Consider the following 24,692-nt stretch of genomic DNA (forward strand, 5'->3'; position numbering starts at 1 on the left):
TGTTTTCCGTGACCAGATCTATCGATAGCTTTCAATGTCGCTCCGTCCTTACCGTAGGCGGTAAGGACTATGTCTATTACAGCCTGCCGAAAGCCGAAGCGAACGGCTTGCCAGGTGTTTCCAGACTGCCCTTCTCGATGAAGGTGCTGCTCGAGAACCTTCTTCGCTTCGAGGACGGCCAGTCCGTCACCAGGGAACAGATCCTGTCCGTTGCCGAATGGCTGAACAACAAGGGTTTGACCGAAGCGGAAATCGCCTATCGTCCGGCCCGCGTCCTGATGCAGGACTTTACCGGCGTTCCGGCGGTCGTCGACCTCGCCGCCATGCGTGACGGCATCAAGTCGCTCGGCGGCGATCCGGAAAAGATCAATCCGCTCGTGCCCGTCGACCTCGTGATCGACCACTCGGTCATCGTCGACGAATTCGGCACGCCGACCGCCTTTGCCCGCAATGTCGAGCTTGAATACCAACGCAACGGCGAGCGTTACCGCTTCCTCAAGTGGGGCCAGCAGGCCTTCAAGAATTTTCGCGTCGTGCCGCCCGGCACCGGCATCTGCCATCAGGTGAATTTCGAATATCTCGGCCAGACCGTCTGGACCAACGAGGAAGACGGAGAAATCACCGCATATCCGGATACCTGCGTCGGCACCGACAGCCACACGACGATGATCAACGGCCTCGGCGTGCTCGGTTGGGGAGTAGGCGGTATCGAAGCGGAAGCCTCGATGCTCGGCCAGCCGGTCTCGATGCTTCTGCCGGAAGTGATCGGCTTCAAGCTGACAGGCAAGCTGAAAGAGGGCGTCACCGCGACCGACCTCGTGCTCACCGTCGTGCAGATGCTGCGCAAGAAGGGTGTTGTTTCGAAATTCGTCGAATTTTTCGGCCCGGGCATGGACAACATGCCGGTCGCCGACCGTGCGACGATCGGTAACATGGGCCCGGAATACGGCGCGACCTGCGGCTTCTTCCCGGTCGACTCTGAAACCGTCAACTATCTCAACATGTCCGGCCGCACCAAGGAGCGCATAGCGCTCGTTGAAGCCTATTCGAAGGCGCAAGGCATGTGGCGTGACACGGACGGTTCCGAGCTTGTCTTCACCGATACGCTGGAACTGGATCTCGGCGACGTCGTGCCCTCCATGGCCGGTCCGAAGCGTCCCGAGGGTCGTATCCCGCTCGAAAGCATCGCGTCCGGTTTCGCCGGCTCGATGGACGCCGACTACAAGAAGCCGGGCCAGCTCGATAACCGCTACGCCGTCGAAGGCACTGATTTCGATCTTGGCCATGGCGATGTGGCGATTGCCGCCATCACGTCCTGCACCAACACGTCGAACCCGTCCGTGTTGATCGCGGCTGGCCTTCTGGCCCGCAACGCAGTGGCAAAGGGCTTGAAGTCCGCGCCGTGGGTGAAGACGTCGCTGGCACCTGGCTCCCAGGTCGTTGGCGAGTATCTCGCCAAGTCGGGCCTTCAGGATTCACTCGACGCGCTCGGCTTCAACCTCGTCGGTTTCGGCTGCACGACCTGTATCGGCAATTCCGGTCCGCTGCCGGCGCCGATTTCGAAGACCATCAACGACAAGGGTCTGATCGTTTCGGGCGTGCTGTCCGGCAACCGCAACTTCGAAGGCCGCATCTCGCCGGACGTTCAGGCCAACTATCTGGCATCCCCGCCGCTGGTCGTGGCTTATGCGCTGGCCGGCACGGTGCAGAAGGACCTGACGACGGAGCCGCTCGGTATCGGCAGAGATGGCCAGCCGGTCTTCCTCAAGGATGTCTGGCCGACGTCTTCGGAAGTGCAGGAGTTCATCCAGAAATACGTCACCCGCGAATTGTTCGAGAGCAAGTATGCGGATGTGTTCAAGGGCGACGAGAACTGGCAGGCAGTGCAGATCCCGGATGGCGACACCTATGCATGGGACGACACGTCGACCTATGTGCAGAACCCGCCCTACTTCGTCGGAATGGGAAAGACCGGTTCGGGCCTGAAGAACATCAAGGGTGCTCGCGTTCTCGGTCTGTTTGGCGACAAGATCACCACCGACCACATTTCGCCGGCCGGTTCGATCAAGGCGTCTTCGCCTGCAGGTGCCTATCTCACCGAAAACGGCGTTGCGGTTGCCGACTTCAACCAGTACGGCACGCGTCGCGGCAATCACGAAGTGATGATGCGCGGCACGTTCGCCAATATCCGCATCCGCAACCACATGCTCGGGCCGAACGGCAAGGAGGGTGGATACACGATCCACTATCCGTCGAAGGAAGAGATGTCGATCTACGACGCTGCGATGAAATACAAGGAAGAGGGCGTTCCGCTCGTCATCTTCGCCGGCGTCGAATACGGCAACGGTTCGTCGCGTGACTGGGCGGCCAAGGGTACCAACCTTCTCGGCGTCAAGGCGGTGATCGCGCAGTCCTTCGAGCGTATCCATCGCTCGAACCTTGTCGGCATGGGCGTCGTTCCCTTCGTCTTGGAAGAGGGCACGACCTGGGCTTCGCTCGACCTCAAGGGCGATGAACTTGTCGAGATCGACGGGCTCGAAGGCGATATCAAGCCGCGTGAGTGGAAGGTGGCCAAGATCACCTATGGTGACGGCACGGTGAAGGAGATCAACATCCTCTGCCGTATCGATACGCTCGACGAGGTCGTCTACATGAACAATGGCGGCATCCTGCAGACGGTTCTGCGCGATCTCGCGGCCTAATTCGAACCTGCCACTCGCCGGTCTGCCGGCGAGTGGTCACATATCTGGGAGCCCCTCATCCGGCTACCGCCACCTTCTGCCCGCAACGACGGGGAAAAGGGATATGCCGTACCGGCGCCGTTTTCCCTCGCCCCCGCTTGCGAGGAGAGGGGCGCCGAGCGAAGCGGAGGCGGGGTGAGGGGCTCTTGCTCCGACGCTGCCAGGCGTCTTTCAATATCGCAGGCTCTCTCTTGTCCCTCATCATCTTCATCGGAATGGCCGTCACCGTTTTCCTGACGTCGCTTCTTTCCGGCATTTTCGGCATGGCCGGCGGGTTGATCCTGCTTTGGGTGCTGCTTTTCCTCTATCCTGTCGGCACGGCCATTGCGATCCAGGGCGTCATCCAGATGGTGTCCAACGGATCCCGCGCCTGGTTCTCGCGCGCCTATATCGACTGGAGCATCCTTGCCATCCTGTGCTCCGGCGTGGCGCTGTCGGCGGTCATCCTGTTCCTGACCAGTTATACGCCGAGCCTGATCGTGGTGCTGATCGGCGTCGGGCTTATGCCCATCCTCGTCTGGTTGCCGGTCAACAAGCTTAAACTCGATGCCTCGCGGCCTTCGCATGCGTTTCTCGCCGGGCTTCTGTCCGGCGGAATGACGATCAGCGTCGGCGTGGCCGGACCGACGGTCGATATCTTCTTCATCCGCACCCAGATGGACCGGCGCAAGGTGATCGCCACCAAGGCCTCCATCCAGACGCTCTCGCATCTCGTCAAGATCGCCTTCTACTGGGATGCCGCCTCACAGCTTCCGACAGTGGATGCGATTGCGGTGCTGATCGCGGCGCCGATCGCCATTCTTGGGGCGCGAGCCGGAAACGGAATTCTGCAGAAGATGACGGATGCCAATTTCCGGGCCTGGACCCGTTGGGTTGTGACCGGCGTCGGGGCCGTCTACCTGGCTCAGGGGCTGCTGAAACTGGTTTGAATCGACTGCTGCAAGCAGCTTAAAATCCGGTTTTCGCTTCGATCGGATATCACATTCGACGTTCTCACCCCTTCGTGACTTTCTCTTGAAATTGTGGATGGTTACTTTCCGCGCTGCCGCACATATGTTCTTGATCGCCGTGGGTCGCCGTTGATATCGATCGCCCCGACAGAAGAGGTCCGCCACTTATGCTTTTTCGTTCTCGCGCCGTTGTCGTCCTCGCGACCCTGCTGTGGAGCAGTGCCGTCCTGGCCGGAGAGGTACGGGCTCCCAAGGGCGTCGTGGAACTGTTCACCTCTCAGGGCTGCGCCTCCTGTCCGCCTGCCGATAATGCGCTCGGGCAACTTGTCAGCCAAGGCGACCTGGTGGTCCTCTCCTACCATGTGGATTACTGGAACTATCTGGGCTGGACCGATACGCTGAGCTCGAAGGAAAATACCGAGCGCCAGTACGGCTATGCCAAGACGATGGGCCGTAGCGGCGTCTACACGCCGCAGGCGATCATCAACGGGCGCGAACACGTCAAGGGCACGGATCTGACCCTGATAAAGGGCAAGGTCGATGCATTGCAGCGCAGTGGTGAGGGGCTGACGGTTCCCGTAACGGCGACGATGCGCGGCACCGATATCGAAATCGAGATCGGCGAAGGCAAGGGCCAGGCTGACGTCGTGGTCGCCTATTTCACCAAATACCAGAAGGTGGACGTCACCAAGGGCGAAAACAGCGGCAAGAACATGGACTATTGGCACGCCGTCTATGATGTTCAGTCGGTCGGCACATGGAATGGCGACAAGACGACGCTCACGCTGCCCGGCAAGGTTCTTGGCAAGGGCAAGAAGGATGGCTGCGCCATCCTGATCCAGACCTCCGGTCCGAGCGGCGAACCTGGCAAAATTCTGGGTGCTACTGTGCTGATGGCAAAGCCGAATAAGAACTGACGGCCCAAAAAGCCAATCACCCACATGATCACTGCTGAGTGAAGCGGGCGCGCCGTCATGCATCGGCGGATGGCCCGGCCCGGAAACATTGGGGGGCTGGGGGTAAGGGTCAATGCACCGAACCGGGCCAATGGCGCTAAAGACGCGCCAACCGATGTCGCTAACATGGCTGCGGATTTGGGCGCTGTTTTGTCCGAATTTGGGCAGAGCTGAAAAATTCGAGGCACCAGGTTTGCTCCAAACCGCATGCTCTCGCGGTTTTGGTGTGGACTTGCTTTTTATCGCAGGTACGGCACACTGTCATACCAACGACATGTAACCATGGAGCTTTGATGGCTGATCAATCTGATTTGCCAGCGGGCGCAAGGCCGCAGCAGGATGCCGCCGCCGTCGTCAGTCTCAGCGAATACCGCCAAAGTCGCGATCCCCTTCCGGTCACTTTTCACCGGCGGGAATTGGATGCGATCCTCTGGATATACGGCCGAATGGTCGGCGAGGGGGAGTGGAAGGACTACGCGATCGATCATCTGAAAGACCGCGCGGTTTTCTCCGTCTTCAAGCGCTCCGGCGAAATGCCGCTCTTTCGTATCGAGAAGAACCCGAAGCTTTCCGCCAAGCAGGGGGCCTATTCGGTCATCAACATCAACGGCTTGATTCTCAAACGTGGTCATGAGTTGCAGCAGGTGCTGAAAGTGTTCGACAAGGCGCTGAAGCTGGTCGATTGACCCGCCAAGGCTCTCGCGGCCGGGTGATCAGCCCGTGAACAACGTCCCCGGATATGCAGCAAGGTCCGGTTCTGTGTCCTTTCCGTCGCCCAACGCAATCTGCATCAGCGCCGTATCCAGCCATTTGCCGTGCTTGAAGCCGGTGCCCTTGAGTGTGCCGGTCATTTCGAAGCCGAGGCTTTTGTGGACGGCGACCGAGGCGGGGCTGGCACCGCCGATGACAGCGACCATCTGGCGGAAGCCGAGCGCCTCGCAGCGCGAGAGCAGCTCTTTCAGCAATGCCCGGCCGACGCCCTGCCCGCGCGCTTCCGGCGCAAGATAGATCGAATCTTCGACCAGCCAGCGGTAGGCGGGGCGGGTGCGGAAAGGGGAGGCATAGGCATAGCCGAGAAGCGTGCCGTCAGCCGCCTCGGCGGCTATATAGGGATAGCCCTTTTCGATGATGCCGGCGCGGCGGTGCGCCATCTCGGCGAGATCGGGTGGGGTGATTTCGTAGCTGGCGGTGCCGTTCAGCACGCTCTCACGATAGATCTCGGTGATGGCAGGGAGGTCGGCATCGGTGGCGTCGCGGATGGAAAATGTCATTGTCCGGCAGGAGTTGCTTGAAGAGATGTTTCTCAAGCTAGGCCACGATAAAAAGCCGGGCAACAAAAAAGGCGGCTCGAAAGCCGCCTTTTCCGTCTCGGTCGACCGACCTGCTTATTCGTCACGGTTGCCCATGAACTGAAGCAAGAAGGTGAAGAGGTTGATGAAGTCGAGGTAGAGCGTCAGCGCACCCATGATGGCCATGCGGCCGGTCGTGGTCGCATCGTGGCCTTCCCAGTACATTTCCTTGATCTTCTGCGTATCGTAGGCGGTGAGGCCTGCGAAGATCAGCACGCCGATGGCGGAGATGGCGAAGCCCATTGCAGACGACTGCAGGAAGATGTTGACGATCGACGCGATGATCAGGCCGAACAGACCCATGATCAGGAACGAACCGAGGCCGGACAGGCTCTTCTTCGTCGTGTAGCCATAGAGCGACAGCGCGCCGAACGAGGCGGCCGTGACGAAGAATGTCTGGACGATGCTTTCACCGGTGAAGACCATGAAGATCGACGACAGCGACAGGCCCATCAGCGCGGCATAGACCCAGAAGGTCATCTGCGCAGCCGGAACGCTCATCGACTGGATGCGGAAGCTCAGGAAGAACACCAGCGCCAGCGGAGCCAGCATGATAACCCACTTGAGCGGGCCGCCATACAGCGCCTGCGCGACAGCCGGGTTGGAGACTGCAAACGCATAGGTTCCGTAAGCTGCCACACCAGTGATGACCAGTCCGAGCGCCATCAGGTTGTAAACCCGCAGCATGTAGGCGCGCAGGCCCTCGTCGATCATTTCCCCGGACTGCGCACGCGACTGCGCCATTCGGTTCTGGTAGTTGTTGAAATCAGCCATTGTTTCCTCTTTAAGCTCCGAAATTACTCACGGTGTCGGGTCGGACTAATCTGATCCGGGCGCCGCTGCGGAGCTCCAGCAAGCCTACGCAAGAATATGATGCGAGATCGCCTTACATACAAGGGGTTCAGTCCATGAAAACGGCACCCGTTGACGCAGCTTAGCAACCTGAGGGTCGTTCTGACGCGAAGTTGATGGCATTCGCGCCAGCGAATGCCATCAATGGTTGTCTAAAGCTCGCGCAGCACGGGTGCCGCCTTCTGCCCAAGAATGCGCCAGGTCCCCAGAAGCCCGATGCCGACCGTCAATACGAGCGACAGGACGATGGTGATCAGCGCGACATCGGGCAGGAAGGTCGATTCCATGCGCATGATGCGGGCAACGACGAACCATGCCGCGATGCCGCCGGCCAGAAGCGCGAAGATGGCCGTTGCGGCGCCGAGGATCATGTACTCGTAGCTGAACGCGCGCATCAGCATTGAGCGTGTGCCGCCGAGCGTCTTGAGCACCACGGCATCGTGGGTGCGGGCGCGGTTTCCGGCCGCAAGCGCCCCGGCAAGCACGAGGACGGAGGCGATGAGCGCGACCGCGGCTGCGGCGCGGATGGCGGTTGCCAGCTGGCCGACCAGTTCACCGACGAGATCGATCGCATCCTTCACCCGGACGCTGGTGACCGTCGGATAGGCGTCGGTGACGACCTTGAGGATTTCCGCTTCCTTGGCGGCGGAGGCGGACGGATCGGTGAGCGTAGCAAGCCAGGCATGCGGCGCGCCGCGGAACGTGTTGGGTGAAAAGACCATGACGAAATTGATCGACAGGCTTTCCCACTCGACATTGCGGAAGCTCGAGATCCTGGCGGTGATGTTGCGCCCGAGCACGTTGACGGTGACGCTGTCCCCGAGTTTCAGACCCAGTTCGCCGGCCTCCTCGGCCGAGAAGGAGACGAGCGGTTCGCCTTCGTAATCGGCCGGCCACCATTCGCCTTGCGTCAGGGTCGAGCTTTCGGGAAGGTTTTGGGCATAGGTGATGCCACGGTCGCCGCGCAGCACCCAGCGGCCTTCCGGCGGCACATCCATCTGCGCGACGTCCTGGCCGTTGAAGGCGAGGATGCGGCCGCGCAGCATCGGCACCTCGAATGTCTTGCCTTCGGGGGACTGCTCCTTGAGCAACTGCCGGAAACCGTCGACCTCCGCGCTCTGCACGTCGACGAAGAAGAAGTTGGGAGCTTCGGACGTCATGCGGCCTGTCAGCTGGTTGCGCAGGTTGCCGTCGATCAGCGCCAGCGTCACGAGAAGCGCAAGGCCAAGGCCGAGTGATAGAACGACGGATGAGGTCAGTGCGCCGGGGCGGTGGATGTTGCCGATGGCGAGGCGCAAGGCGGGTGAGTTGACCCGCGGGCTTCTGCGGGCGATGGCCGTGATGCCGCCGGCGACGACGCGTAGGAGCAGGAACGCAAACGCAACCGAACCCAAGAAAATTGCCGCGACGAAACGCTGTTCCGCCCAGAAGATGGCAAGGCCCGAAAGGGCTGCGAGTGCCGCACCGGCGGCCAACAGATAAGGCCAGGAGGGCAGGCGCTTCGCCTCGAAGCCCTGCTCGCGGAACAGCGCCGTTGCCGGCACTTCGCGCGCATGGCCGAGCGGCAGGATGGCGAAGGCGAAGGTGACGAGAATGCCGAAGGCCGCGGCGATGAGGAGCGCCGAGGGGTAGAGTGCGCCGCCTTCCGGCACGGGCAGCACACCCTCGAGGTAATGGAAGGCGATGAAGGGCGAGATGGCGCCGATCGCAAGACCGGCAAGAATACCGATCGCGGCCAGAAGCATGATCTGGATCAGATAGATCATGGTGACGACACTTGCCGGCGCGCCGAGGCATTTGAATGTGGCGATGGTGGTGCGCTTGGCATCGAGGAAGGCACGCACGGCATTGGCGATGCCGACGCCGCCGACAATGAGGGCGGTCAGGCCGACCAGCGTCAGGAATTGCGAGAAGCGGTCGACGTTTTCGGCAAGCGACGGGGCTGCGCGGTCGCTGGTGCGTACAGACCAGCCGGCATCGGGAAATTCGCTGTTGGCGCGGGTGACGGTGGCAGCGCCGGTGGCCGGGTTTTCGAGGCGGATCTTGTAGGAATGCTCGACGAGGCTGCCGATGGTGATGAGGCCTGAGGCGGCAAGCGCATCGCGGCTGATCATCAGGCGCGGGGCAAAGCCGAAGCCGTCGGAGATCGCATCGGGTTCGGCGGTGATCGTGCCGCGCAGGGTAAGGCGCGCATTGCCGAGGAGGATCTCGTCGCCGGGTTTCAGGCCCAGCCTATCGAGAAGCAGCGGCGCGGCGATTGCGCCGAAGGTTTCGCCCTGCTGGCCGAGAAGATCGGCCAGCGGCTGCTGCGGTTCGGTCTGCATCTCGCCGTAAAGCGGGTAGGCGCCATCGACGCCCTTGACCTCGACCAGTGCCTGGCCGGAGCCATCCGGCTTGCGTGCCATGGAGCGCAGTCCGGTGGAGAGGCTGACGTCGCCGAGACCATCGAGGAAGGCGCGTTCGCTTTCGCTCGCTTCACGGTTGTTGAGTTCGAAGCGCATGTCGCCGGCGAGCAGCGACTGACCCTGGTTGGCGATCGCGCCGGTGATTGCCGTCGAGACGGAGTTGACGGTGGCGATCGCGCCGGTGCCGAGCGCGATACAGGCGAGGAAGATGTAGAAGCCGGAAAGCCCGCCTCTCATTTCCCGAAGTGCGAGGCGAAAGGCGATGGAGAGGTGGGCGGCGGCCGTGTTCATGCGGAAACCGCCTGATCGAGCGTGCGGGTGGCGCTGTCCTCGACGATTTCGCCGGAGCGGACGCGCACCTGACGTGTGCAGCGGGCAGCCAGGCTGTTGTCGTGGGTGACGAGCAGCAGCGTCATGCCGCGCTCTGTCTGCTTGGAAAACAGAAGATCTGCGATCTGCCTGCCCGTTTCTGTGTCGAGATTGCCGGTCGGCTCGTCGGCGATCAGAAGGGCAGGCGAGGGGGCGAGCGCGCGGGCAATCGCCACGCGCTGCTGCTCTCCGCCGGACAGTTGGCCTGGATAATGGTTGAGACGCTCGCCGAGGCCGACCGCCGTCAACTCGCGCGTGGCGATCTCGAAGGCATCTTTCTTACCGGCGAGTTCCAGCGGCACGGCGACGTTTTCGAGCGCTGTCATATTGGCGATCAGGTGGAAGGACTGGAAGACGATGCCGATGTTGCGGCCGCGAAATTCCGCCAGCTTGTCCTCGGAATAGGTGTGCAGCGGCGCGCCGTTGATGACGATCTCGCCACTGTCGAGCCGTTCGAGACCCGCAAGAACCATGAGCAATGTCGACTTGCCGGAACCGGAGGGGCCGACGATGCCGACGGCCTCACCGGCCGCAATCGTCAGGTCTATGCCTTTCAGCACATGTACGGAGGCTGCAGCGTTTCCGAGGGTGAGATCGGCATTTTTGAGCGCGATGACGGTTTCAGTCAAAACGAATGATCCTATATCCATGGTCTGCGGGGCAATGCTGCAGCGCGGTTGTCGTCACGAAATCTAGGAGACTAAGGGTGAGTTTTAAAGCAAGCCTCCTTCACTTCATCGTCATGGTCGGACTTATGGCCGGCTTTGCTCCTGCCCGAGCGCAGGATGCAGGGCAGCAAGGGGCGATCACTCTCGTAGGTTTCGGCGACAGCCTGATGGCCGGCTACCAGCTTGCACAGTCCGAATCCTACACGGCCCAACTCGAGGCGGCGCTCAAGGCCAAGGGGCGGAATGTCACGATCACCAATGCCGGAGTTTCCGGCGACACGACCTCCGGCGGGCTCTCGCGCATCGACTGGTCTGTGCCGGATGGAACGCAGGGCGTGATCCTCGAACTGGGGGCCAACGATGCCCTGCGCGGCATTTCGCCCGAGCAGTCGGAAACGAACCTCGATGCCATTCTGGCGCGGTTGAAGGCGCGCAATATTCCGGTGCTTCTCGTCGGAATTCTCGCGCCGCCCAACATGGGCGGAGATTACGCTGAAAAGTTCAATCCGATCTTCAGCAGGCTGTCGGAGAAATATGGCGTGCCGCTCTATCCGTTCTTTCTCGACGGAGTGGTGACGGTGAGCGGTCTGCAGCTCGAGGACGGCATGCACCCCAACGCCAAGGGGGTCGCCGTGATGGTGGAGAAATCACTTCCCGTGGTCGAAGCATTTCTGGGGGAGATCGGCGCGCCTTAGGAAATAACCGCTTGCGCGGAACGTAATTGCATGTTCCGCTGTTGATATCCGCAGAGATTCGAGGAGGTTCGCTTATGCCGAGACTTTTCACCGCCCTCGAAGTTCCGCGCAATGTTGCCATGTCTCTTTCCCTCTTGCGAGGCGGGATACCTGGAGCGCGGTGGATCGATGTCGAAAACTATCACATTACTTTGCGCTTCATCGGTGACGTGGATAATCGCACGGCCGACGAGATCGTCGACCGGCTGGACCGGATCGACCGGCCCGATTTTCAGATGCAGCTGACCGGTATCGGCTCCTTCGGCTCGAAGAAGCCGCATTCGGTCTGGGCCGGCGTTTCGGTCTCGCCCGAGCTTCTGGCGCTGCAAGGCGAGATCGAGCGGATCTGCCAGCAAAGGATCGGCCTGCCGCCTGACCCGCGCAAGTTCATGCCGCATGTGACGCTGGCAAGGCTGAAGAACTGCCGGCTCGACGATGTGGTTCATTATCTTGCAGGTCGCGGCAATTTCTATACTGCGCCGTTCAACGTCTCGCGATTCGTGCTGATGTCATCGAAAGAATCTTTCGGTGGGGGGCCATATCTGACGGAAGAGATCTTCTCGCTGCGTGATACGAACTATGGTTACGACCATGCAGATGTCGAAACGGCCAAGCCCTATTTCTGAGTCTGCCTATCATGGCTTATGAGGTTCTCGACGAAACGGCGATTGCCGGGGCGATGGCAGAGCTCGACGGCTGGGTTCTTGCCGCCGATGGTCTGTCGATTTCCCGAAGCTTCCGGTTTCACAGCTTTTCGCAGGCTTTCGGTTTCATGACCGAATGCGCCCTTGCCGCCGAGAAACTCGATCATCATCCCGACTGGAAGAATAGCTACACGCGTGTCGATGTGAAGCTGACGACGCATGTGAAGAGACGTCTCACGGACCGGGACTTCAAACTGGCGGCGGCTATGGACAGGGCCGCGGCAAGCCGTCTTTGAACTGCCGTCATTTATCCCCATATGAAAGGCATGAACTCGACGGAGCGGCCCAAGGGAATGACCATGGACGACGTGAAGATAGGCGAAATCCTGCTGCCGGGCGACGAGACGACCCAGAATCGGCGGGAAAAGCAGGTGCGTGCCAAGTTCTGGCCGACGCTGAAGCGTGCGGTCCGTCATGTGCCGCTCAGCCGCGACGCCGTGGCTGCCTATTATTGCGCGGTCGATCCGAAGACCCCCACACGGGTACGCGGCACGTTGCTGGCCGCGCTCGCCTATTTTGTTCTGCCGATCGATGTCATTCCGGACATGTTCGTGATGGTCGGGTTTACCGACGACGTGGCGGTTCTGGCGGCGGCTCTGCGGATGATACAGGGCCATATCGCCGATCGTCACTATGACGCCGCGGATATGGCGCTTGCCGATCAGGCTGACCTTAGGCCTGACGACCAGGTTTGAGGCATGCCTTGCGGCATCTTTCGGAGCGGCCTGGTTCAGAGTGCTGCCGGATCTTCCAGCGTGCGCCGCAGCCTCTGGAAGGCAAGGCGGATGCGTGACTTTACCGTACCGAGCGGAATCCCCGTCGCTTGGGCAATTTCCACATGGGTCTGACCGAGAAAGAAGGCGGCCTTGACCAGTTCCATCTGTTCGTTGGGGATCTGGTCGAGTGCACGGCGGACGCGGGCATCGCGTTCCTCGCCATCGAGCAGTGATTCCGTTGCGTGGACATCCATCATCAGCCAGGCGGCGTCGCCGAGCGCATTCTTTCCCTTGGCGCGCCGCTGGGCGTCGAGGCGACGGTTTCTGGCGATACGGAACAGCCAGGTCGACAGGGAGGATTTTTCCGGGTCGTAGAGTTCGGCCCGGTGCCAGAGGACGGTCATGACCTCCTGCACCAGTTCCTCCGCTTCGTCGGCGGGCATTTTCTGGCCGGTCAGCCAGGATTTCAGTCGCGGGCCAAAATGATAGAAGAGCACGCCAAAGGCTGCCTGATCACGCTGCTCGGCCACCAATCTGACCAAACGCGTAAAGTAGTCTCTGTCGTCACCCTGCATCCAAACAACGCAATTTTTCAAAACCTAGATTCGCGTCTATGCGGCCATACTAATGTCATTGGCGGAGTTTGGAAGAGGACAAACTCTCGCCCCAATCCTTGTGTCAGTGACGACTGGTCCCACCGCGTTCCACTCATGACGCAATGGCTGCTCCCGTCAGACGACATGGATGCCGTAAATGCGTGTGAAAGCGTTGCAGGCTGACCGCGCGTTGACGGATTGGTAACCAGAATTAAGTCAAAATGAACCAGATCATGGCCCGCTTCGCGCAATTTGACCGTTGAAGCGTCACGTATAACAAACCCGGCAGGAAACCATGTCCGCACGTAAAGTCGCACTCGCACTGGCGCTCACACTGGTAAGCGCAAGCGTCGCCTCGGCTCAGACGCCGACCCGTATTCAGCAGTTCAACGCATGGGGTGCCTACTCCTACAAGGCCGGCAACAGCACCGTCTGCTACGTGCTCTCCGTGCCGACCACCAAGGAGCCGGCGACCGTCGACCATGGCGACATCTTCTTCATCGTGTCGCAGCGCCCGGGCCAGAACATTTCCTACGAGCCGCAGGCCATGGTCGGTTATCCGCTACAGGCCAATTCCAAGGTCACCGTGACGATCGACGGCAAGAATTTCACCATGTTCACCAAGGACAGGGCCGCCTGGGTCGAGAACGCCGCCGAGGAGCCGGCGCTCGTTGCTGCGATGAGGGGTGGAAGCACGATGAACGTCAGCGCCACTTCCGGCCGCGGAACCAAGACGACTTACGCCTATTCGCTTTCCGGCATTTCGGCGGCCTTGAAACAGATCGAAGGCTGCAAGTAAGCGCTTCCGCCTTCAAGGCTTCAGGTCAAAGGCCGGCTCGTCCGGCCTTTTCGCATTTCTGCCCTGCTTGCGAACGATAGTGACGTCACGCCCAATTGATGCTAAAGGCCGCGGCAACACTGGTTCCGCGCCTGGCTGATCGCCTGATGGCGAAGATGGGGCCTTAAGAATTCACGTAAAGTCATGCCAAAGCGATGCACATCAAAACCGTGCAGGCTGCGGCATCTTATGGACAGGATGAAAGACATGTCGGTTTCCGCGGCTCTCGAACCCGCCATCAAGGCGCCGCTCGTTGCCAATCCCGATCTTTTCAGCACCAAGCCGTCGCTGATCGGGCTTTCGCGCGAAGACATGGCCGAGGCGCTGAAGGCCAAGGGCGTGACGGACAAGCAGGTGCGCATGCGCGTCAACCAGCTCTGGCACTGGCTCTATATCCGCGGCGTTTCCGATTTCGATGCGATGACCAATGTCGCCAAGGACATGCGCGAGATGCTGAAGCAGCATTTCACCATCGCCCGTCCGGAAATCGTCGAGGAGCAGATCTCCAACGACGGCACCCGCAAATGGCTGCTGCGCTTTCCGCCGCGCGGCGCCGGTCGTCCGGTCGAGGTCGAGACCGTCTATATTCCGGAAGAAGGCCGCGGCACGCTGTGCATTTCCAGCCAGGTCGGCTGCACGCTGACCTGTTCCTTCTGTCACACCGGCACCCAGCGCCTGGTGCGCAACCTGACGGCCGAGGAAATCCTCGCCCAGCTTCTTCTGGCGCGTGATCGTCTGGGCGATTTCCCCGGTGCCGACACACCGCCCGGCGCCTTCGTGCCGACCGGCGAGCGCAAGGTCACGAATATCGTGATGATGGGCATGGGCGAGCCGCTCTACAACTTCGACAGCGTCAAGAAGGCACTTCTGATCGCGACCGATGGCGACGGCCTTTCGCTGTCGAAGCGTCGCGTGACGCTCTCGACCTCGGGTGTCGTGCCGGAAATCTATCGTACCGGCGAAGAAATCGGCGTGATGCTGGCGATTTCGCTGCATGCGGTGCGCGACGAGCTGCGCGACATGCTGGTGCCGATCAACAAGAAATATCCGCTGAAGGAGCTGCTCGACGCCTGCCGCGCCTATCCGAGCCTGTCGAATGCCCGCCGCATCACCTTCGAATACGTGATGCTGAAGGATGTCAACGACAGCCTGGAGGATGCCAAGCTTCTGGTGCAGCTGCTGAAGGGCATTCCGGCGAAGATCAACCTGATCCCGTTCAACCCGTGGCCGGGCACCAACTACCAGTGTTCGGACTGGGCGACGATCGAGAAGTTTGCCGACTTCATCAATCAGGCCGGTTACGCTTCGCCGATCCGCACGCCGCGCGGACGCGACATTCTCGCCGCCTGCGGCCAGCTGAAATCGGAATCGGAACGCATGCGCAAGACCGAGCGCATGGCCTTCGAGGCGATGATGATCGCCGGCCATGGCGAAGACGACGATTGAGAACACGCCCCCTTCGGCAATGACAATGCTACGTTGATGGAGGCCCACAGGATGGGATCGGCACGATGATGTTTGCCGATGGTGCCGTGGCGCCATCGGTGGGTGTTCACCGCGTCATTTCGCCTGGGTCAGGAATATCTTGGCCGCGAAAACGGAGAAGACGCCGGCAAACGTGTAGTCGATGCCGCGCAGGATCTTCGGGTTGGCCTGAAGCCAGCTCGACAGGCGATCGGCGGCAAGCACGACGCCGATGTTGATCGGCATGCCTATGGCGATGAAATAGAGACCGAAGAAAATCAGCTTGCCGGTTACATGCGGATCGCCGGCCGATACGAATTGCGGCAGGAAGGTCATGAAGAAGATGATGACCTTGGGGTTGAGAATATTGACCCAGAAGCCGACCGAGATGCTGGCCAGCGCGCTCGCTTCCGACCGATCGACTGCCTCCACCGAGATTTTCGAGCCGAAGCGAATGGCCTGGATCGCAAGCCAGAGCAGGTAGGCGGCGCCGCCGGTCTTGAGGACGAAGAAGGCGGTGGGTGACGCGGTGATCAGCGCCGAAATGCCGAATGCGACCAGAAGCGTGTGGCAGAGCACGCCCAGATTGGTGCCGAGGATGACGTAGAGTGCCGACGTGCGGCCCTGGCCCAGCGCCCGGCTGATAGACAGCGTCATGTCAGGCCCCGGCGTGATCGACAGGAGCAGGCCGGCAGCGGTGAAGGCAATGAGCGTCGCAAGGCTGGGCAGGAATTCCATCGTCGTTCTCGAAAGCCGGATGATCGTCTGGGTTGCTTATCCGGCTTTCGAGGCGCTGCCAAATCAATCCATCAGTTGCCGTTGATGAATTTTCTTGATGAATCGGCGAAATCCGGGTGCCAGCGCGACAAAGGCGGGCGGTTTTCGATGATGTCGCCGATCGCCCAGGCCATGCGCCGCTCGTCGGTGGCGCGGTCCACATCGTTATCCGGGCAGAGAATGTAGAAGTCGCCGCGCTCCAGGCTCTCCAGCATGAAGGTGGCCGTCTGTTCCGAGGTCCATGCGCCATCGGGCTTTTCGGTGTGGCCCCTGGTGAGACCGGTAAAGACGAAACCGGGGATCAGAAGATGGGCTGATACGTTGCAGCCTTCGGTATTGCGCAGCTCATGCTGCAGCGCTTCGGTGAAGGTTTTCACACCCGATTTGGAGACGTTGTAGGCCGGATCACCCGGAGGCGTGGTGATGCCCTGCTTGGAGCCGGTGTTGATGATGAGGGCCGGTTCGCCATGGGCGATCATTGCCGGGCCAAAAATGCGGGTGCCGTTGACAACGCCCATCAGGTTGACCGCCAGCATGCTCTCCCAGTTAGCCTGCGGACCAAAGATGCTGCTGCCCGGCTGGATGCCGGCATTGTTCATCAGCACGTGGACACGGCCGAAGCGCTGCACGACAGCCCGTTCGAGCGCGGCCAGTTCATCGGGTTTGGAGACGTCGGTGCCGATCGAGACGACATCGTGTTCGCCGCCTTCCGCAAGGCTGGATACCTCGCGCGTGGCGTCCGCCAGCCGATCCCCTTCGAGATCGACGAGGACCACCGACATGCCAATGCGTGCGAATTCCCTTGCGGTGGCGAGGCCGATGCCGGAGGCCGCGCCGGTAATGACGGCCACGTTGCCCTTCTTCAGGGCGGGGTGGGTAACAGCCATGGATCATCTCCTTCGACAATGCTGCGGTTCAAAGTGTCGGCGGGATATGATGCGCCTGTCCGCATCCGTCAACATGGCAGATCTGGAACCGGAGTGGCCCAATGGGTGGGGTGATTTCGATAGAGGAGGGTGAGGCTTCGGGCGAGCCGCGAGCGTTCGACTTCGAAGAATTTCCTGCTCATATGCATCGCAAGCATGCCAGATAGCGGGAAGGTAAGCATGAACCCGCGACGCCATCTCTGATCCCCAATCACCGGGTTTCCCTTGCGCGGGCACAGAAACTCGCTAAAAACTTCGGCGATCCAATTCGGCCCTCACCAAGCCGCCAATCACCACAGACGGACAATTTCGACATGGCTCTCCCGAAAGACGTAAAAAAGGTCGTTCTCGCCTATTCCGGCGGTCTCGACACCTCGATCATCCTGAAATGGCTTCAGACCGAACTCAATGCTGAAGTCGTCACCTTCACCGCCGATCTCGGTCAGGGCGAAGAGCTCGAGCCGGCGCGCAAGAAGGCCGAAATGCTCGGCATCAAGGAGATCTATGTCGAGGACGTCCGCGAGGAGTTCGTCCGCGATTTCGTCTTCCCGATGTTCCGCGCCAATGCCGTCTATGAAGGCGTCTACCTGCTCGGCACGTCGATCGCCCGTCCGCTGATCTCCAAGCACCTGATCGATATCGCCAGGAAGACCGGCGCGGACGCGATTGCCCACGGCGCCACCGGCAAGGGCAATGACCAGGTTCGCTTCGAACTGTCTGCCTACGCACTGAACCCGGATATCAAGGTCATCGCCCCGTGGCGCGACTGGTCGTTCAAGAGCCGCACGGATCTTCTGAATTTCGCCGAACAGAACCAGATCCCGGTTGCCAAGGACAAGAAGGGCGAAGCGCCGTTCTCCGTCGATGCCAACCTGCTGCACTCGTCTTCCGAGGGCAAGGTTCTGGAAGATCCGGCGGTCGAGGCACCGGAATACGTGCATATGCGCACCATTTCGCCGGAAGCCGCTCCCGACCAGGCCACGACGATCAAGGTCGGCTTCCGCAAGGGTGACGCCGTCTCGATCAACGGTGTCGAGATGTCGCCGGCCACCCTGCTGGCCCAGCTCAACAATTACGGTCGCGACAACGGCATCGGCCGTCTCGACCTCGTCGAGAACCGCTTCGTCGGCATGAAGTCGCGCGGCGTCTACGAGACCCCCGGCGGCACGATCCTGCTTGCGGCTCACCGCGCGATCGAGAGCATCACGCTCGACCGTGGTGCGGCTCACCTCAAGGATGAGCTGATGCCGAAATATGCCGAGCTGATCTATTACGGCTTCTGGTTCTCGCCGGAGCGCGAAATGCTGCAGGCTCTGATCGACAAGAGCCAGGAGCATGTTGAGGGCGAAGTGACGCTGAAGCTCTACAAGGGCAATGTCATGGTGACGGGCCGCGAGAGCGACAAGTCTCTCTATTCCGACCAGCTCGTCACCTTCGAGGATGACCAGGGCGCTTACGACCAGAAGGATGCGGCCGGCTTCATCAAGCTCAACGCGCTGCGCCTGCGCACGCTTGCCAAGCGCAACCAGATGAAGTGATCGGGACGCCGATTTGCCTGATCGAACCCCGCTGTCATCGCAGCGGGGTTTTTTATTGCCGCCTGTTTGCCCTGCGATAGGCGAGGTAGCTTGCGAGTGCGATCAGCTCCATCGTCGGTATGATTATGCCGAGCGAGGTCAACGGCGACGTGAAGGCGGTCGCCGCTAGGCCCCCGGCAAAGCCGCCGCCCATCTGGATGAAGCCCATCAGGGCCGAAGCCGAGCCCGCAGCCTTCGGAAACGGCGCAAGCCCGCTTGTTACGATATAGGGCGTGAAAAATGCCAGGCCGAAAGTGCAGATGCTGACCGGTACCATGATCGACAGGAAGCCCGGTTCGAGCAGCTGTACCGACAGGAGGATCAGCAGGCCGCCTGTCGTCGTGAATGCCAGGCCGACCGTTGCCGCCGTATGTCCCGAGACACGCCGAGAGAACAGGCGCAGTGCAATCGATCCGCCTATGTAGGCGCCGCTCTGGGCAATCATGCTGAGGCCGAACTGCGTCGGCGTCATGCCGGCTGCATCGATCAGCACGAAGGACAGCATCGTGCCCTGTGCGTAAAGCGCGCCGACCGCGCCACCGAGGATCAGCGAAGGCAGCAGGAAGCGCCGGTCGACGATCAGGCCGGCATAGGTGCGGACGAGCGTTTTCGGTGAGAGGCGGGAGCGATCCGGGACGGTCGTTTCCTTCAAGAGGAAGATGCAGCCGATGAGGAGGCCGCCGCCGAACAGGATCATCAAAAGGAAAATCGATCGCCAGCCGAAAGCCGACAGCGACAGTCCGCCAAGCGTCGGGCCAAGTGCCGGGCCGATCGCAAGGATGATGCCGATCATGTTCATGATGCGGGAAGCGTCCGCGCCGGTGAACTGGTCGCGCACCATGGCGCGGGCAACGGTGATGCCGACCGAGGCACCGATACCCTGAATGAGGCGGGCGGCCAATATCCACTCGACATGGGTGGCGAGCGCTGCCATCAGCGAGCCCAGCACATAGATCGTCAGGAACGCGATCGTCGCCGTGCGGCGGCCGAAGGCATCGGATACCGGTCCGGCGAGGAGCTGGGCGATTGCAAAGCCACCGAAGTAAAGTGACAGGCTGAGCTTGATCGCGCTGTCGGTCGTGCCGAAAGCCTCAACCAGTTCCGGCATCGCAGGCGTGTAGATCGCCATCGAGATCGGGCCGATTGCGGTCAGAAGGCCGCCGAGCATGCTGGTGCGCTGCTCGCTCATCGGCGTCGTGGTCGAACCGGTCTCAGAGACTTTCATCAGGGGCCGAAGCTTCGATGGTGCAGGTTTCCTGCAGATTTCGGTTCAGGACGGTGAGAGATGTCTCAAGGTTTCTTCTCACCTCTGCGTCCAGGCCGCTGGTGGCCTGTTCGAGAATGCCATGCAGCTCACCCCGGATTTTCTCGATCATGTCTGCCGAGGTTGCCGTCAATGCGATGCGCTTGGCGCGCCGGTCGGCCGTGCATTTCTGCCGCTCGATCAGACCAAGCGCCTGCAGCTTGTCGAGATAGGTACAGAGCGTCATCGGCTCAACACCCATGCGTGAAGCGATATCCAGCTGGCGGCTGCCTTCGTGGTCGGCGATATTGAGGAGCGCCCGCGCCTCGCCCGGCGTCAGGCCCAGACCGGCATGGTTGATGCGATTTTCGAACGCAGTCCTGAGATTGCGCGCGGTATCGACGATCAGCAGACCGAGAAGGTCTCCCTGTGGGATGTCTTGCGGGATTTGGGCGGTCAGGCTCATCAGTCTGCCTTACTATCTTTCCGCCGGCGCGCAAAAGGAAAAGAGGCGAGGTGACGCAGCCGTCATCGCGCAACTCCGAGGCAGGCAAATCTGTTTGCGGGCTTGATGCTTACAATCGCCATCCTAATCTGTAGACCAGATGAATGTGCTGATTTGCAGAAGGGATTTTTCGATGGCCGCCAATACCGTCAACCGCGCTCTCGTCGATTGGGATGGCCATCAGGGCCTGCCGCGTTTCGAACTGATCAGTGACGAAGATTTTTCTACAGCCTTCGATGCGGCACTCGCCAGCCACGAAACGGAAATCGACACGATCGCCGGCAATGCCGAAGCGCCGAGCTTCGACAACACCGTGGTGGCGCTGGAAATCGCCGGTGACGAACTTTCGCGCGTTTCGGCGATCTTCTGGGGCAAGGCCGGTGCGCATACCAATGAAACGATCCAGGCGCTTGAGCGCAAGATCGCGCCAAAAATGTCGCGCCACTATTCGAAGATCGGCACCAATCCGGCGTTGTTTGCCCGCCTCGATGCACTCTGGGAAAAGCGCGCCGAGCTCGGTCTTTCGGTGGAGCAGGAGCGAGTGCTAGAACGGCACTGGAAAGGCTTCGTCAAGGCCGGAGCCAAGCTGGAGAAGGGGGAGCAGGAGCGGCTTGCCTCGATCAACGAGACGCTTGCCGGCCTCGGCGCGCAGTTCGGCCAGAATGTGCTCGGCGACGAGAAGGACTGGTCGCTGATCATCGGCGACGAAGCCGATCTCGAAGGCCTGCCCGCCTTCCTGCGCGATGCGATGGCTGCCGCCGCCCGGGACCGGGGCGAGGCGGACGGCTATGCCGTGACGCTGTCGCGCTCGATCATCGAGCCTTTTCTGACCTTTTCCGCGCGCCGCGATTTGCGCGAACGGGCGTTCAAGGCGTGGGTTGCGCGCGGCGAAAACGGTGGTGAACGCGACAATATCGCGATCGTGCGCGAAACGCTTGCCCTGCGCGGCGAAAAGGCAGGCCTGCTCGGCTATGCGGACTTTGCGGCGCTTAAGCTCGACAACACGATGGCAAAAAGCGCCGACACGGTGAACGATCTTCTCCTGAAGGTTTGGGAGAAGGCGCGCACGAAAGCTCTGGAGGAAGAGGCGAGCCTCGGTAAGCTGATTGCCGAAGAGGGCAAGAACCATCCGGTCATGCCGTGGGACTGGCGGTATTATGCAGAAAAGCTGCGCGAGCGGATGTTCTCGTTTTCGGAATCCGAACTTAAACCCTATCTGCAGATCGAGAAGATCATCGAGGCCTGCTTCGATGTCGCCGGCCGACTGTTCGGCATCAAGGCGGTCGAGGTGAAGGGTGTGGCCGCCTACCACCCGGACGTGCGCGTGTTCGAAATCCACGATGGGGAAGGGGTGCTGAAAGCGCTGTTCCTCGGTGATTATTTCGCCCGTTCCTCGAAGCGTTCCGGCGCATGGATGAGTTCATTCCAGTCGCAGCACAAGCTGCCCCTGAAGAACGGGGCCGTGGGCGAGCTGCCGATCATCTACAATGTCTGCAATTTCGCCAAGCCTGCAGAAGGCAAGCCGGCGCTTCTGTCGCTCGACGACGCGCGCACGCTGTTCCACGAGTTCGGCCACGCACTGCATGGCATGCTGTCGGACGTCACCTATCCGTCGGTTTCCGGCACGGGCGTGTCGCGCGATTTCGTCGAATTGCCGTCGCAGCTTTACGAACACTGGCTGACCGTGCCGGAAATTCTGGAAAAATACGCCGTCCATTACGAAACCGGCAAGCCGATGCCGAAGGAATTGCTGGAGAAGGTTCTGGCGGCGCGCACCTTCAATGCCGGTTTTGCGACAGTCGAGTTCACGTCTTCGGCTTTGGTCGACATGGCGTTCCACACGCGTAGGCCGTCGGATGATCCGATGGCGGTGCAGGCCGAAGTGCTGGCGGAGCTGGAGATGCCGGCCTCGATCGTCATGCGCCATGCAACACCGCATTTCCAGCATGTGTTTTCCGGCGACGGTTATTCGGCCGGCTATTATTCCTACATGTGGTCGGAAGTGCTGGATGCGGATGCGTTTTCCGCCTTCGAGGAGACCGGTAATGCGTTCGACCCGGTCACCGCACGCAAGTTGAAGAACAACATCTATTCGGTCGGTGGAGCGATCGACCCGGAAGAGGCCTACAAGGCTTTCCGCGGCAAGCTGCCCGATCCGACGGCGATGCTGAAGAAGAAGGGGCTAGCCATGGTCGGCGAACTTTCGGGCAGCGACGCCTGATTTCGGGCGCCTGAATTGTCATCGATTCGTCGTATGAAATCGCTAGGCAGGAGGCGAAAATCTTCGCCCCCTTTCGCGAACGTGAAAAACAGGGTATGAGCGCGCCAACGAAATTAGGCGCCTCCCTCCCTTTTGCGCGTCACAACTTCAGAGAACCCCAATATGGCACTTCGCAACATCGCGATCATCGCGCACGTTGACCATGGCAAAACGACGCTCGTCGACGAACTCCTGAAGCAGTCGGGCTCGTTCCGCGAGAACCAGCGCGTTGCAGAACGCGTTATGGACTCGAACGATCTCGAAAAGGAACGCGGCATCACCATTCTCGCCAAGGCGACCTCGGTGGAATGGAAGGGCGTTCGCGTCAACATCGTCGACACCCCCGGCCACGCCGACTTCGGTGGCGAAGTCGAACGTATTCTGTCGATGGTGGACGGCGCGATCGTTCTCGTCGACTCGTCCGAAGGCCCGATGCCGCAGACCAAGTTCGTCGTCGGCAAGGCTCTTAAAGTTGGTTTGAAGCCGATCGTCGCGATCAACAAGATCGACCGTCCGGACGGCCGCCACGAAGAAGTCATCAACGAAGTCTTCGACCTCTTCGCAAACCTCGACGCCACCGACGAGCAGCTCGACTTCCCGATCCTCTACGGTTCGGGTCGCGATGGCTGGATGAACGTCAACCCGGAAGGCCCGAAGGACGAAGGTCTTGCTCCGCTGCTCGACCTCGTGCTCAAGCACGTTCCGGAGCCGACGGTCGAAGAAGGCCCGTTCCGCATGATCGGTACGCTTCTCGAAGCCAACCCGTTCCTCGGCCGCATCATCACCGGTCGCGTCGCCTCCGGCTCGATCAAGCCGAACCAGGCCGTCAAGGTTCTGGCCCAGGACGGCAAGACGGTCGAAACCGGCCGTATCTCCAAGATCCTCGCATTCCGCGGCATCGAGCGTACCGCTATCGATGAAGCGATCGCTGGCGACATCGTTGCCATCGCCGGTCTCTCCAAGGGCACCGTTGCCGACACGTTCTGCGATCCTTCGGTCAACGAAGCGATGACGGCACAGCCGATCGACCCGCCGACCGTCACCATGTCCTTCATCGTCAACGATAGCCCGCTTGCCGGCACCGAAGGCGACAAGGTTACCAGCCGCGTCATCCGCGACCGTCTGTTCAAGGAAGCCGAAGGCAACGTCGCGCTGAAGATCGAAGAAGCCGAAGGCAAGGATTCGTTCTACGTGTCCGGCCGTGGCGAACTTCAGCTCGCCGTTCTGATCGAAACCATGCGCCGCGAAGGCTTTGAGCTTGCCGTGTCGCGTCCGCGCGTCGTCATGCACAAGGACGAGAACGGCGTCACGATGGAGCCGATCGAGGAAGTCGTCATCGACGTCGATGAAGAGCATTCCGGCGTCGTCGTGCAGAAGATGTCCGAGCGCAAGGCCGAGATGACCGAGCTGCGTCCTTCGGGCGGCAGCCGCGTTCGCCTCAAGTTCCTGGCTCCGACCCGTGGCCTGATCGGCTACCAGTCGGAACTGCTGACCGACACGCGCGGTACGGCGATCATGAACCGCCTGTTCAACGATTATCAGCCTTACAAGGGCGAAATCGCTGGCCGCACCAACGGTGTTCTCCTGTCCAACCAGGCCGGTGAAGCCGTCGCCTACGCGATGTTCAACCTGGAAGACCGCGGCCCGATGATCATCGAGCCGGGCGAAAAGGTTTATGCCGGCATGATCATCGGCATCCACACCCGCGACAACGACCTCGAGGTCAACGTTCTCAAGGGCAAGCAGCTTACGAACATCCGTTCGGCCGGCAAGGATGAAGCCGTCCGTCTGACCCCGCCGATCCGCATGACGCTCGACCGCGCTCTGTCCTGGATCCAGGACGACGAGCTGATGGAAGTGACGCCGAAGTCGATCCGCCTGCGCAAGATCTACCTCGACGCCAACGACCGCAAGCGTCACGAAAAGTCCAAGGCAGCCATCTGATCTGGCCCTGCGACACGTCTTCAAAACCCCGGCAGCGATGCCGGGGTTTTTTCTTGTGTTATGCCAAATCAGGCGACTTGTGGCAGAGGTTAAAAAAGCGTTAACTCGGTCCGTACTG

At 60.8% G+C, this 24,692-nt stretch carries 23 protein-coding genes; 14 read left to right on the top strand and 9 right to left on the bottom strand.

The features are described 5' to 3' along the window. The first annotated feature begins 8 nt into the window (after window positions 1–8). The 4 genes from acnA to AC0JZ4_RS07130 all read left to right on the top strand — a co-directional run bounded on the left by acnA (window position 9) and on the right by AC0JZ4_RS07130 (window position 5,333). Window positions 9–2,702, top strand: coding sequence for an aconitate hydratase AcnA (gene acnA / locus AC0JZ4_RS07115; protein ID WP_471885698.1), 2,694 nt, complete (start codon window positions 9–11; stop codon window positions 2,700–2,702). Window positions 2,703–2,932: 230 nt separating this feature from the next. After that, window positions 2,933–3,670 carry a TSUP family transporter gene (locus AC0JZ4_RS07120; protein ID WP_471885699.1) on the top strand — a complete coding sequence of 246 codons (738 nt, stop codon included), beginning with the start codon at window positions 2,933–2,935 and terminating at the stop codon, window positions 3,668–3,670. 188 nt (window positions 3,671–3,858) lie between these two features. Continuing rightward, window positions 3,859–4,608 carry a DUF1223 domain-containing protein gene (locus tag AC0JZ4_RS07125; protein WP_471885700.1) on the top strand — a complete coding sequence of 250 codons (750 nt, stop codon included), beginning with the start codon at window positions 3,859–3,861 and terminating at the stop codon, window positions 4,606–4,608. Between the two features lie 332 nt (window positions 4,609–4,940). After that, window positions 4,941–5,333 (top strand): DUF2794 domain-containing protein, encoded by a 393-nt coding sequence (locus AC0JZ4_RS07130; protein ID WP_471885701.1) that lies wholly within the window; start codon window positions 4,941–4,943, stop codon window positions 5,331–5,333. A gap of 27 nt (window positions 5,334–5,360) precedes the next feature. On the opposite strand, the gene AC0JZ4_RS07135 is transcribed toward AC0JZ4_RS07130, so the two are convergent. Continuing rightward, window positions 5,361–5,918: a GNAT family N-acetyltransferase gene (locus tag AC0JZ4_RS07135; protein WP_471885702.1), complete on the bottom strand. Its 558-nt coding sequence runs from the start codon at window positions 5,916–5,918 to the stop codon at window positions 5,361–5,363. Between AC0JZ4_RS07135 and AC0JZ4_RS07140 the strand changes: the two genes are divergently transcribed. Next, window positions 5,905–6,060 carry a hypothetical protein gene (locus AC0JZ4_RS07140; RefSeq protein WP_471885703.1) on the top strand — a complete coding sequence of 52 codons (156 nt, stop codon included), beginning with the start codon at window positions 5,905–5,907 and terminating at the stop codon, window positions 6,058–6,060. The genes AC0JZ4_RS07135 and AC0JZ4_RS07140 overlap by 14 nt on opposite strands. Here the strand turns inward: AC0JZ4_RS07140 and AC0JZ4_RS07145 are convergent. The 3 genes from AC0JZ4_RS07145 to AC0JZ4_RS07155 form a co-directional block, all read right to left on the bottom strand. Then, on the bottom strand, window positions 6,033–6,770 hold the full coding sequence (locus AC0JZ4_RS07145; protein WP_471885704.1) for a Bax inhibitor-1/YccA family protein: 738 nt from the start codon (window positions 6,768–6,770) through the stop codon (window positions 6,033–6,035). The two genes, AC0JZ4_RS07140 and AC0JZ4_RS07145, sit on opposite strands and share 28 nt — an antisense overlap. Window positions 6,771–7,000: 230 nt before the next feature. Next, on the bottom strand, window positions 7,001–9,544 hold the full coding sequence (locus tag AC0JZ4_RS07150; protein ID WP_471885705.1) for an ABC transporter permease: 2,544 nt from the start codon (window positions 9,542–9,544) through the stop codon (window positions 7,001–7,003). Then, a complete protein-coding gene (locus AC0JZ4_RS07155) occupies window positions 9,541–10,272 on the bottom strand; it encodes an ABC transporter ATP-binding protein (protein WP_471885706.1) in 732 nt (243 codons plus the stop codon). Before AC0JZ4_RS07155 ends, AC0JZ4_RS07150 begins: the two co-directional genes overlap by 4 nt. Before the next feature lie 56 nt (window positions 10,273–10,328). On the opposite strand from AC0JZ4_RS07155, the gene AC0JZ4_RS07160 reads away from it, so the two are divergent. The 4 genes from AC0JZ4_RS07160 (at window position 10,329) to AC0JZ4_RS07175 (ending at window position 12,423) form a co-directional block, all read left to right on the top strand. Then, entirely contained in the window at window positions 10,329–10,985 is a 657-nt protein-coding gene (locus AC0JZ4_RS07160; RefSeq protein ID WP_471885707.1) for an arylesterase, read from the top strand. Window positions 10,986–11,059: 74 nt separating this feature from the next. After that, window positions 11,060–11,650, top strand: a complete 591-nt coding sequence (thpR, locus tag AC0JZ4_RS07165; protein ID WP_471885708.1) for an RNA 2',3'-cyclic phosphodiesterase — start codon at window positions 11,060–11,062, stop codon at window positions 11,648–11,650. An 11-nt stretch (window positions 11,651–11,661) separates the two neighbouring features. Then, window positions 11,662–11,964, top strand: coding sequence for a 4a-hydroxytetrahydrobiopterin dehydratase (locus tag AC0JZ4_RS07170; protein ID WP_471885709.1), 303 nt, complete (start codon window positions 11,662–11,664; stop codon window positions 11,962–11,964). A gap of 63 nt (window positions 11,965–12,027) precedes the next feature. After that, window positions 12,028–12,423 (top strand): YkvA family protein, encoded by a 396-nt coding sequence (locus tag AC0JZ4_RS07175; RefSeq protein ID WP_471885710.1) that lies wholly within the window; start codon window positions 12,028–12,030, stop codon window positions 12,421–12,423. A 35-nt stretch (window positions 12,424–12,458) separates the two neighbouring features. Here the strand turns inward: AC0JZ4_RS07175 and AC0JZ4_RS07180 are convergent, their stop codons facing one another. After that, entirely contained in the window at window positions 12,459–13,019 is a 561-nt protein-coding gene (locus AC0JZ4_RS07180) for a sigma-70 family RNA polymerase sigma factor (RefSeq protein ID WP_471885711.1), read from the bottom strand. Window positions 13,020–13,335: 316 nt separating this feature from the next. Here AC0JZ4_RS07180 and AC0JZ4_RS07185 point away from each other — a divergent pair, with 316 nt between their 5' ends. Both AC0JZ4_RS07185 and rlmN read left to right on the top strand, forming a co-directional pair. After that, entirely contained in the window at window positions 13,336–13,839 is a 504-nt protein-coding gene (locus tag AC0JZ4_RS07185; RefSeq protein WP_471885712.1) for an invasion associated locus B family protein, read from the top strand. Between the two features lie 246 nt (window positions 13,840–14,085). Continuing rightward, window positions 14,086–15,324 carry a dual-specificity RNA methyltransferase RlmN gene (rlmN, locus tag AC0JZ4_RS07190; RefSeq protein WP_471885713.1) on the top strand — a complete coding sequence of 413 codons (1,239 nt, stop codon included), beginning with the start codon at window positions 14,086–14,088 and terminating at the stop codon, window positions 15,322–15,324. Between the two features lie 114 nt (window positions 15,325–15,438). Here rlmN and AC0JZ4_RS07195 read toward each other — a convergent pair whose 3' ends face one another. Together AC0JZ4_RS07195 and AC0JZ4_RS07200 are read right to left on the bottom strand one after the other, a co-directional pair. Continuing rightward, complete coding sequence (locus tag AC0JZ4_RS07195) at window positions 15,439–16,080, bottom strand: LysE family translocator (protein ID WP_471885714.1); 642 nt, start codon at window positions 16,078–16,080, stop codon at window positions 15,439–15,441. 71 nt (window positions 16,081–16,151) lie between these two features. Next, window positions 16,152–17,006, bottom strand: coding sequence for an SDR family NAD(P)-dependent oxidoreductase (locus AC0JZ4_RS07200; RefSeq protein WP_471885715.1), 855 nt, complete (start codon window positions 17,004–17,006; stop codon window positions 16,152–16,154). A 353-nt stretch (window positions 17,007–17,359) separates the two neighbouring features. Between AC0JZ4_RS07200 and AC0JZ4_RS07205 the strand changes: the two genes are divergently transcribed. After that, window positions 17,360–18,583 carry an argininosuccinate synthase gene (locus AC0JZ4_RS07205; RefSeq protein WP_471885716.1) on the top strand — a complete coding sequence of 408 codons (1,224 nt, stop codon included), beginning with the start codon at window positions 17,360–17,362 and terminating at the stop codon, window positions 18,581–18,583. 52 nt (window positions 18,584–18,635) lie between these two features. Here the strand turns inward: AC0JZ4_RS07205 and AC0JZ4_RS07210 are convergent, their stop codons facing one another. Both AC0JZ4_RS07210 and AC0JZ4_RS07215 read right to left on the bottom strand, forming a co-directional pair. After that, window positions 18,636–19,811: a multidrug effflux MFS transporter gene (locus tag AC0JZ4_RS07210; RefSeq protein WP_471887827.1), complete on the bottom strand. Its 1,176-nt coding sequence runs from the start codon at window positions 19,809–19,811 to the stop codon at window positions 18,636–18,638. Between the two features lie 22 nt (window positions 19,812–19,833). Further along, window positions 19,834–20,331 carry a MarR family winged helix-turn-helix transcriptional regulator gene (locus AC0JZ4_RS07215; RefSeq protein ID WP_471885717.1) on the bottom strand — a complete coding sequence of 166 codons (498 nt, stop codon included), beginning with the start codon at window positions 20,329–20,331 and terminating at the stop codon, window positions 19,834–19,836. A 172-nt stretch (window positions 20,332–20,503) separates the two neighbouring features. Here AC0JZ4_RS07215 and AC0JZ4_RS07220 point away from each other — a divergent pair, with 172 nt between their 5' ends. Next, on the top strand, window positions 20,504–22,591 hold the full coding sequence (locus tag AC0JZ4_RS07220; RefSeq protein WP_471885718.1) for a M3 family metallopeptidase: 2,088 nt from the start codon (window positions 20,504–20,506) through the stop codon (window positions 22,589–22,591). Window positions 22,592–22,753: 162 nt separating this feature from the next. Continuing rightward, window positions 22,754–24,574, top strand: a complete 1,821-nt coding sequence (gene typA, locus AC0JZ4_RS07225; protein WP_471885719.1) for a translational GTPase TypA — start codon at window positions 22,754–22,756, stop codon at window positions 24,572–24,574. Window positions 24,575–24,692: the final 118 nt, after the last annotated feature.

This window comes from [Rhizobium] kunmingense (assembly GCF_977018605.1).

Bases quoted from the DNA above. Each gene is read 5' to 3' on its own strand.
- AC0JZ4_RS07180 (WP_471885711.1), bottom strand. From the start codon at position 13,019: ATGCAGGGTGACGACAGAGACTACTTTACGCGTTTGGTCAGATTGGTG.
- AC0JZ4_RS07155 (WP_471885706.1), bottom strand. From the start codon at position 10,272: ATGGATATAGGATCATTCGTTTTGACTGAAACCGTCATCGCGCTCAAA.
- rlmN (WP_471885713.1), top strand. From the start codon at position 14,086: ATGTCGGTTTCCGCGGCTCTCGAACCCGCCATCAAGGCGCCGCTCGTT.
- AC0JZ4_RS07150 (WP_471885705.1), bottom strand. From the start codon at position 9,544: ATGAACACGGCCGCCGCCCACCTCTCCATCGCCTTTCGCCTCGCACTT.
- AC0JZ4_RS07135 (WP_471885702.1), bottom strand. From the start codon at position 5,918: ATGACATTTTCCATCCGCGACGCCACCGATGCCGACCTCCCTGCCATC.
- AC0JZ4_RS07220 (WP_471885718.1), top strand. From the start codon at position 20,504: ATGGCCGCCAATACCGTCAACCGCGCTCTCGTCGATTGGGATGGCCAT.
- AC0JZ4_RS07175 (WP_471885710.1), top strand. From the start codon at position 12,028: ATGGACGACGTGAAGATAGGCGAAATCCTGCTGCCGGGCGACGAGACG.
- typA (WP_471885719.1), top strand. From the start codon at position 22,754: ATGGCACTTCGCAACATCGCGATCATCGCGCACGTTGACCATGGCAAA.
- AC0JZ4_RS07195 (WP_471885714.1), bottom strand. From the start codon at position 16,080: ATGGAATTCCTGCCCAGCCTTGCGACGCTCATTGCCTTCACCGCTGCC.
- AC0JZ4_RS07145 (WP_471885704.1), bottom strand. From the start codon at position 6,770: ATGGCTGATTTCAACAACTACCAGAACCGAATGGCGCAGTCGCGTGCG.
- thpR (WP_471885708.1), top strand. From the start codon at position 11,060: ATGCCGAGACTTTTCACCGCCCTCGAAGTTCCGCGCAATGTTGCCATG.
- AC0JZ4_RS07185 (WP_471885712.1), top strand. From the start codon at position 13,336: ATGTCCGCACGTAAAGTCGCACTCGCACTGGCGCTCACACTGGTAAGC.
- AC0JZ4_RS07215 (WP_471885717.1), bottom strand. From the start codon at position 20,331: ATGAGCCTGACCGCCCAAATCCCGCAAGACATCCCACAGGGAGACCTT.
- AC0JZ4_RS07170 (WP_471885709.1), top strand. From the start codon at position 11,662: ATGGCTTATGAGGTTCTCGACGAAACGGCGATTGCCGGGGCGATGGCA.
- AC0JZ4_RS07205 (WP_471885716.1), top strand. From the start codon at position 17,360: ATGGCTCTCCCGAAAGACGTAAAAAAGGTCGTTCTCGCCTATTCCGGC.
- AC0JZ4_RS07130 (WP_471885701.1), top strand. From the start codon at position 4,941: ATGGCTGATCAATCTGATTTGCCAGCGGGCGCAAGGCCGCAGCAGGAT.
- AC0JZ4_RS07200 (WP_471885715.1), bottom strand. From the start codon at position 17,006: ATGGCTGTTACCCACCCCGCCCTGAAGAAGGGCAACGTGGCCGTCATT.
- AC0JZ4_RS07125 (WP_471885700.1), top strand. From the start codon at position 3,859: ATGCTTTTTCGTTCTCGCGCCGTTGTCGTCCTCGCGACCCTGCTGTGG.
- AC0JZ4_RS07140 (WP_471885703.1), top strand. From the start codon at position 5,905: ATGGAAAATGTCATTGTCCGGCAGGAGTTGCTTGAAGAGATGTTTCTC.
- AC0JZ4_RS07210 (WP_471887827.1), bottom strand. From the start codon at position 19,811: ATGAGCGAGCAGCGCACCAGCATGCTCGGCGGCCTTCTGACCGCAATC.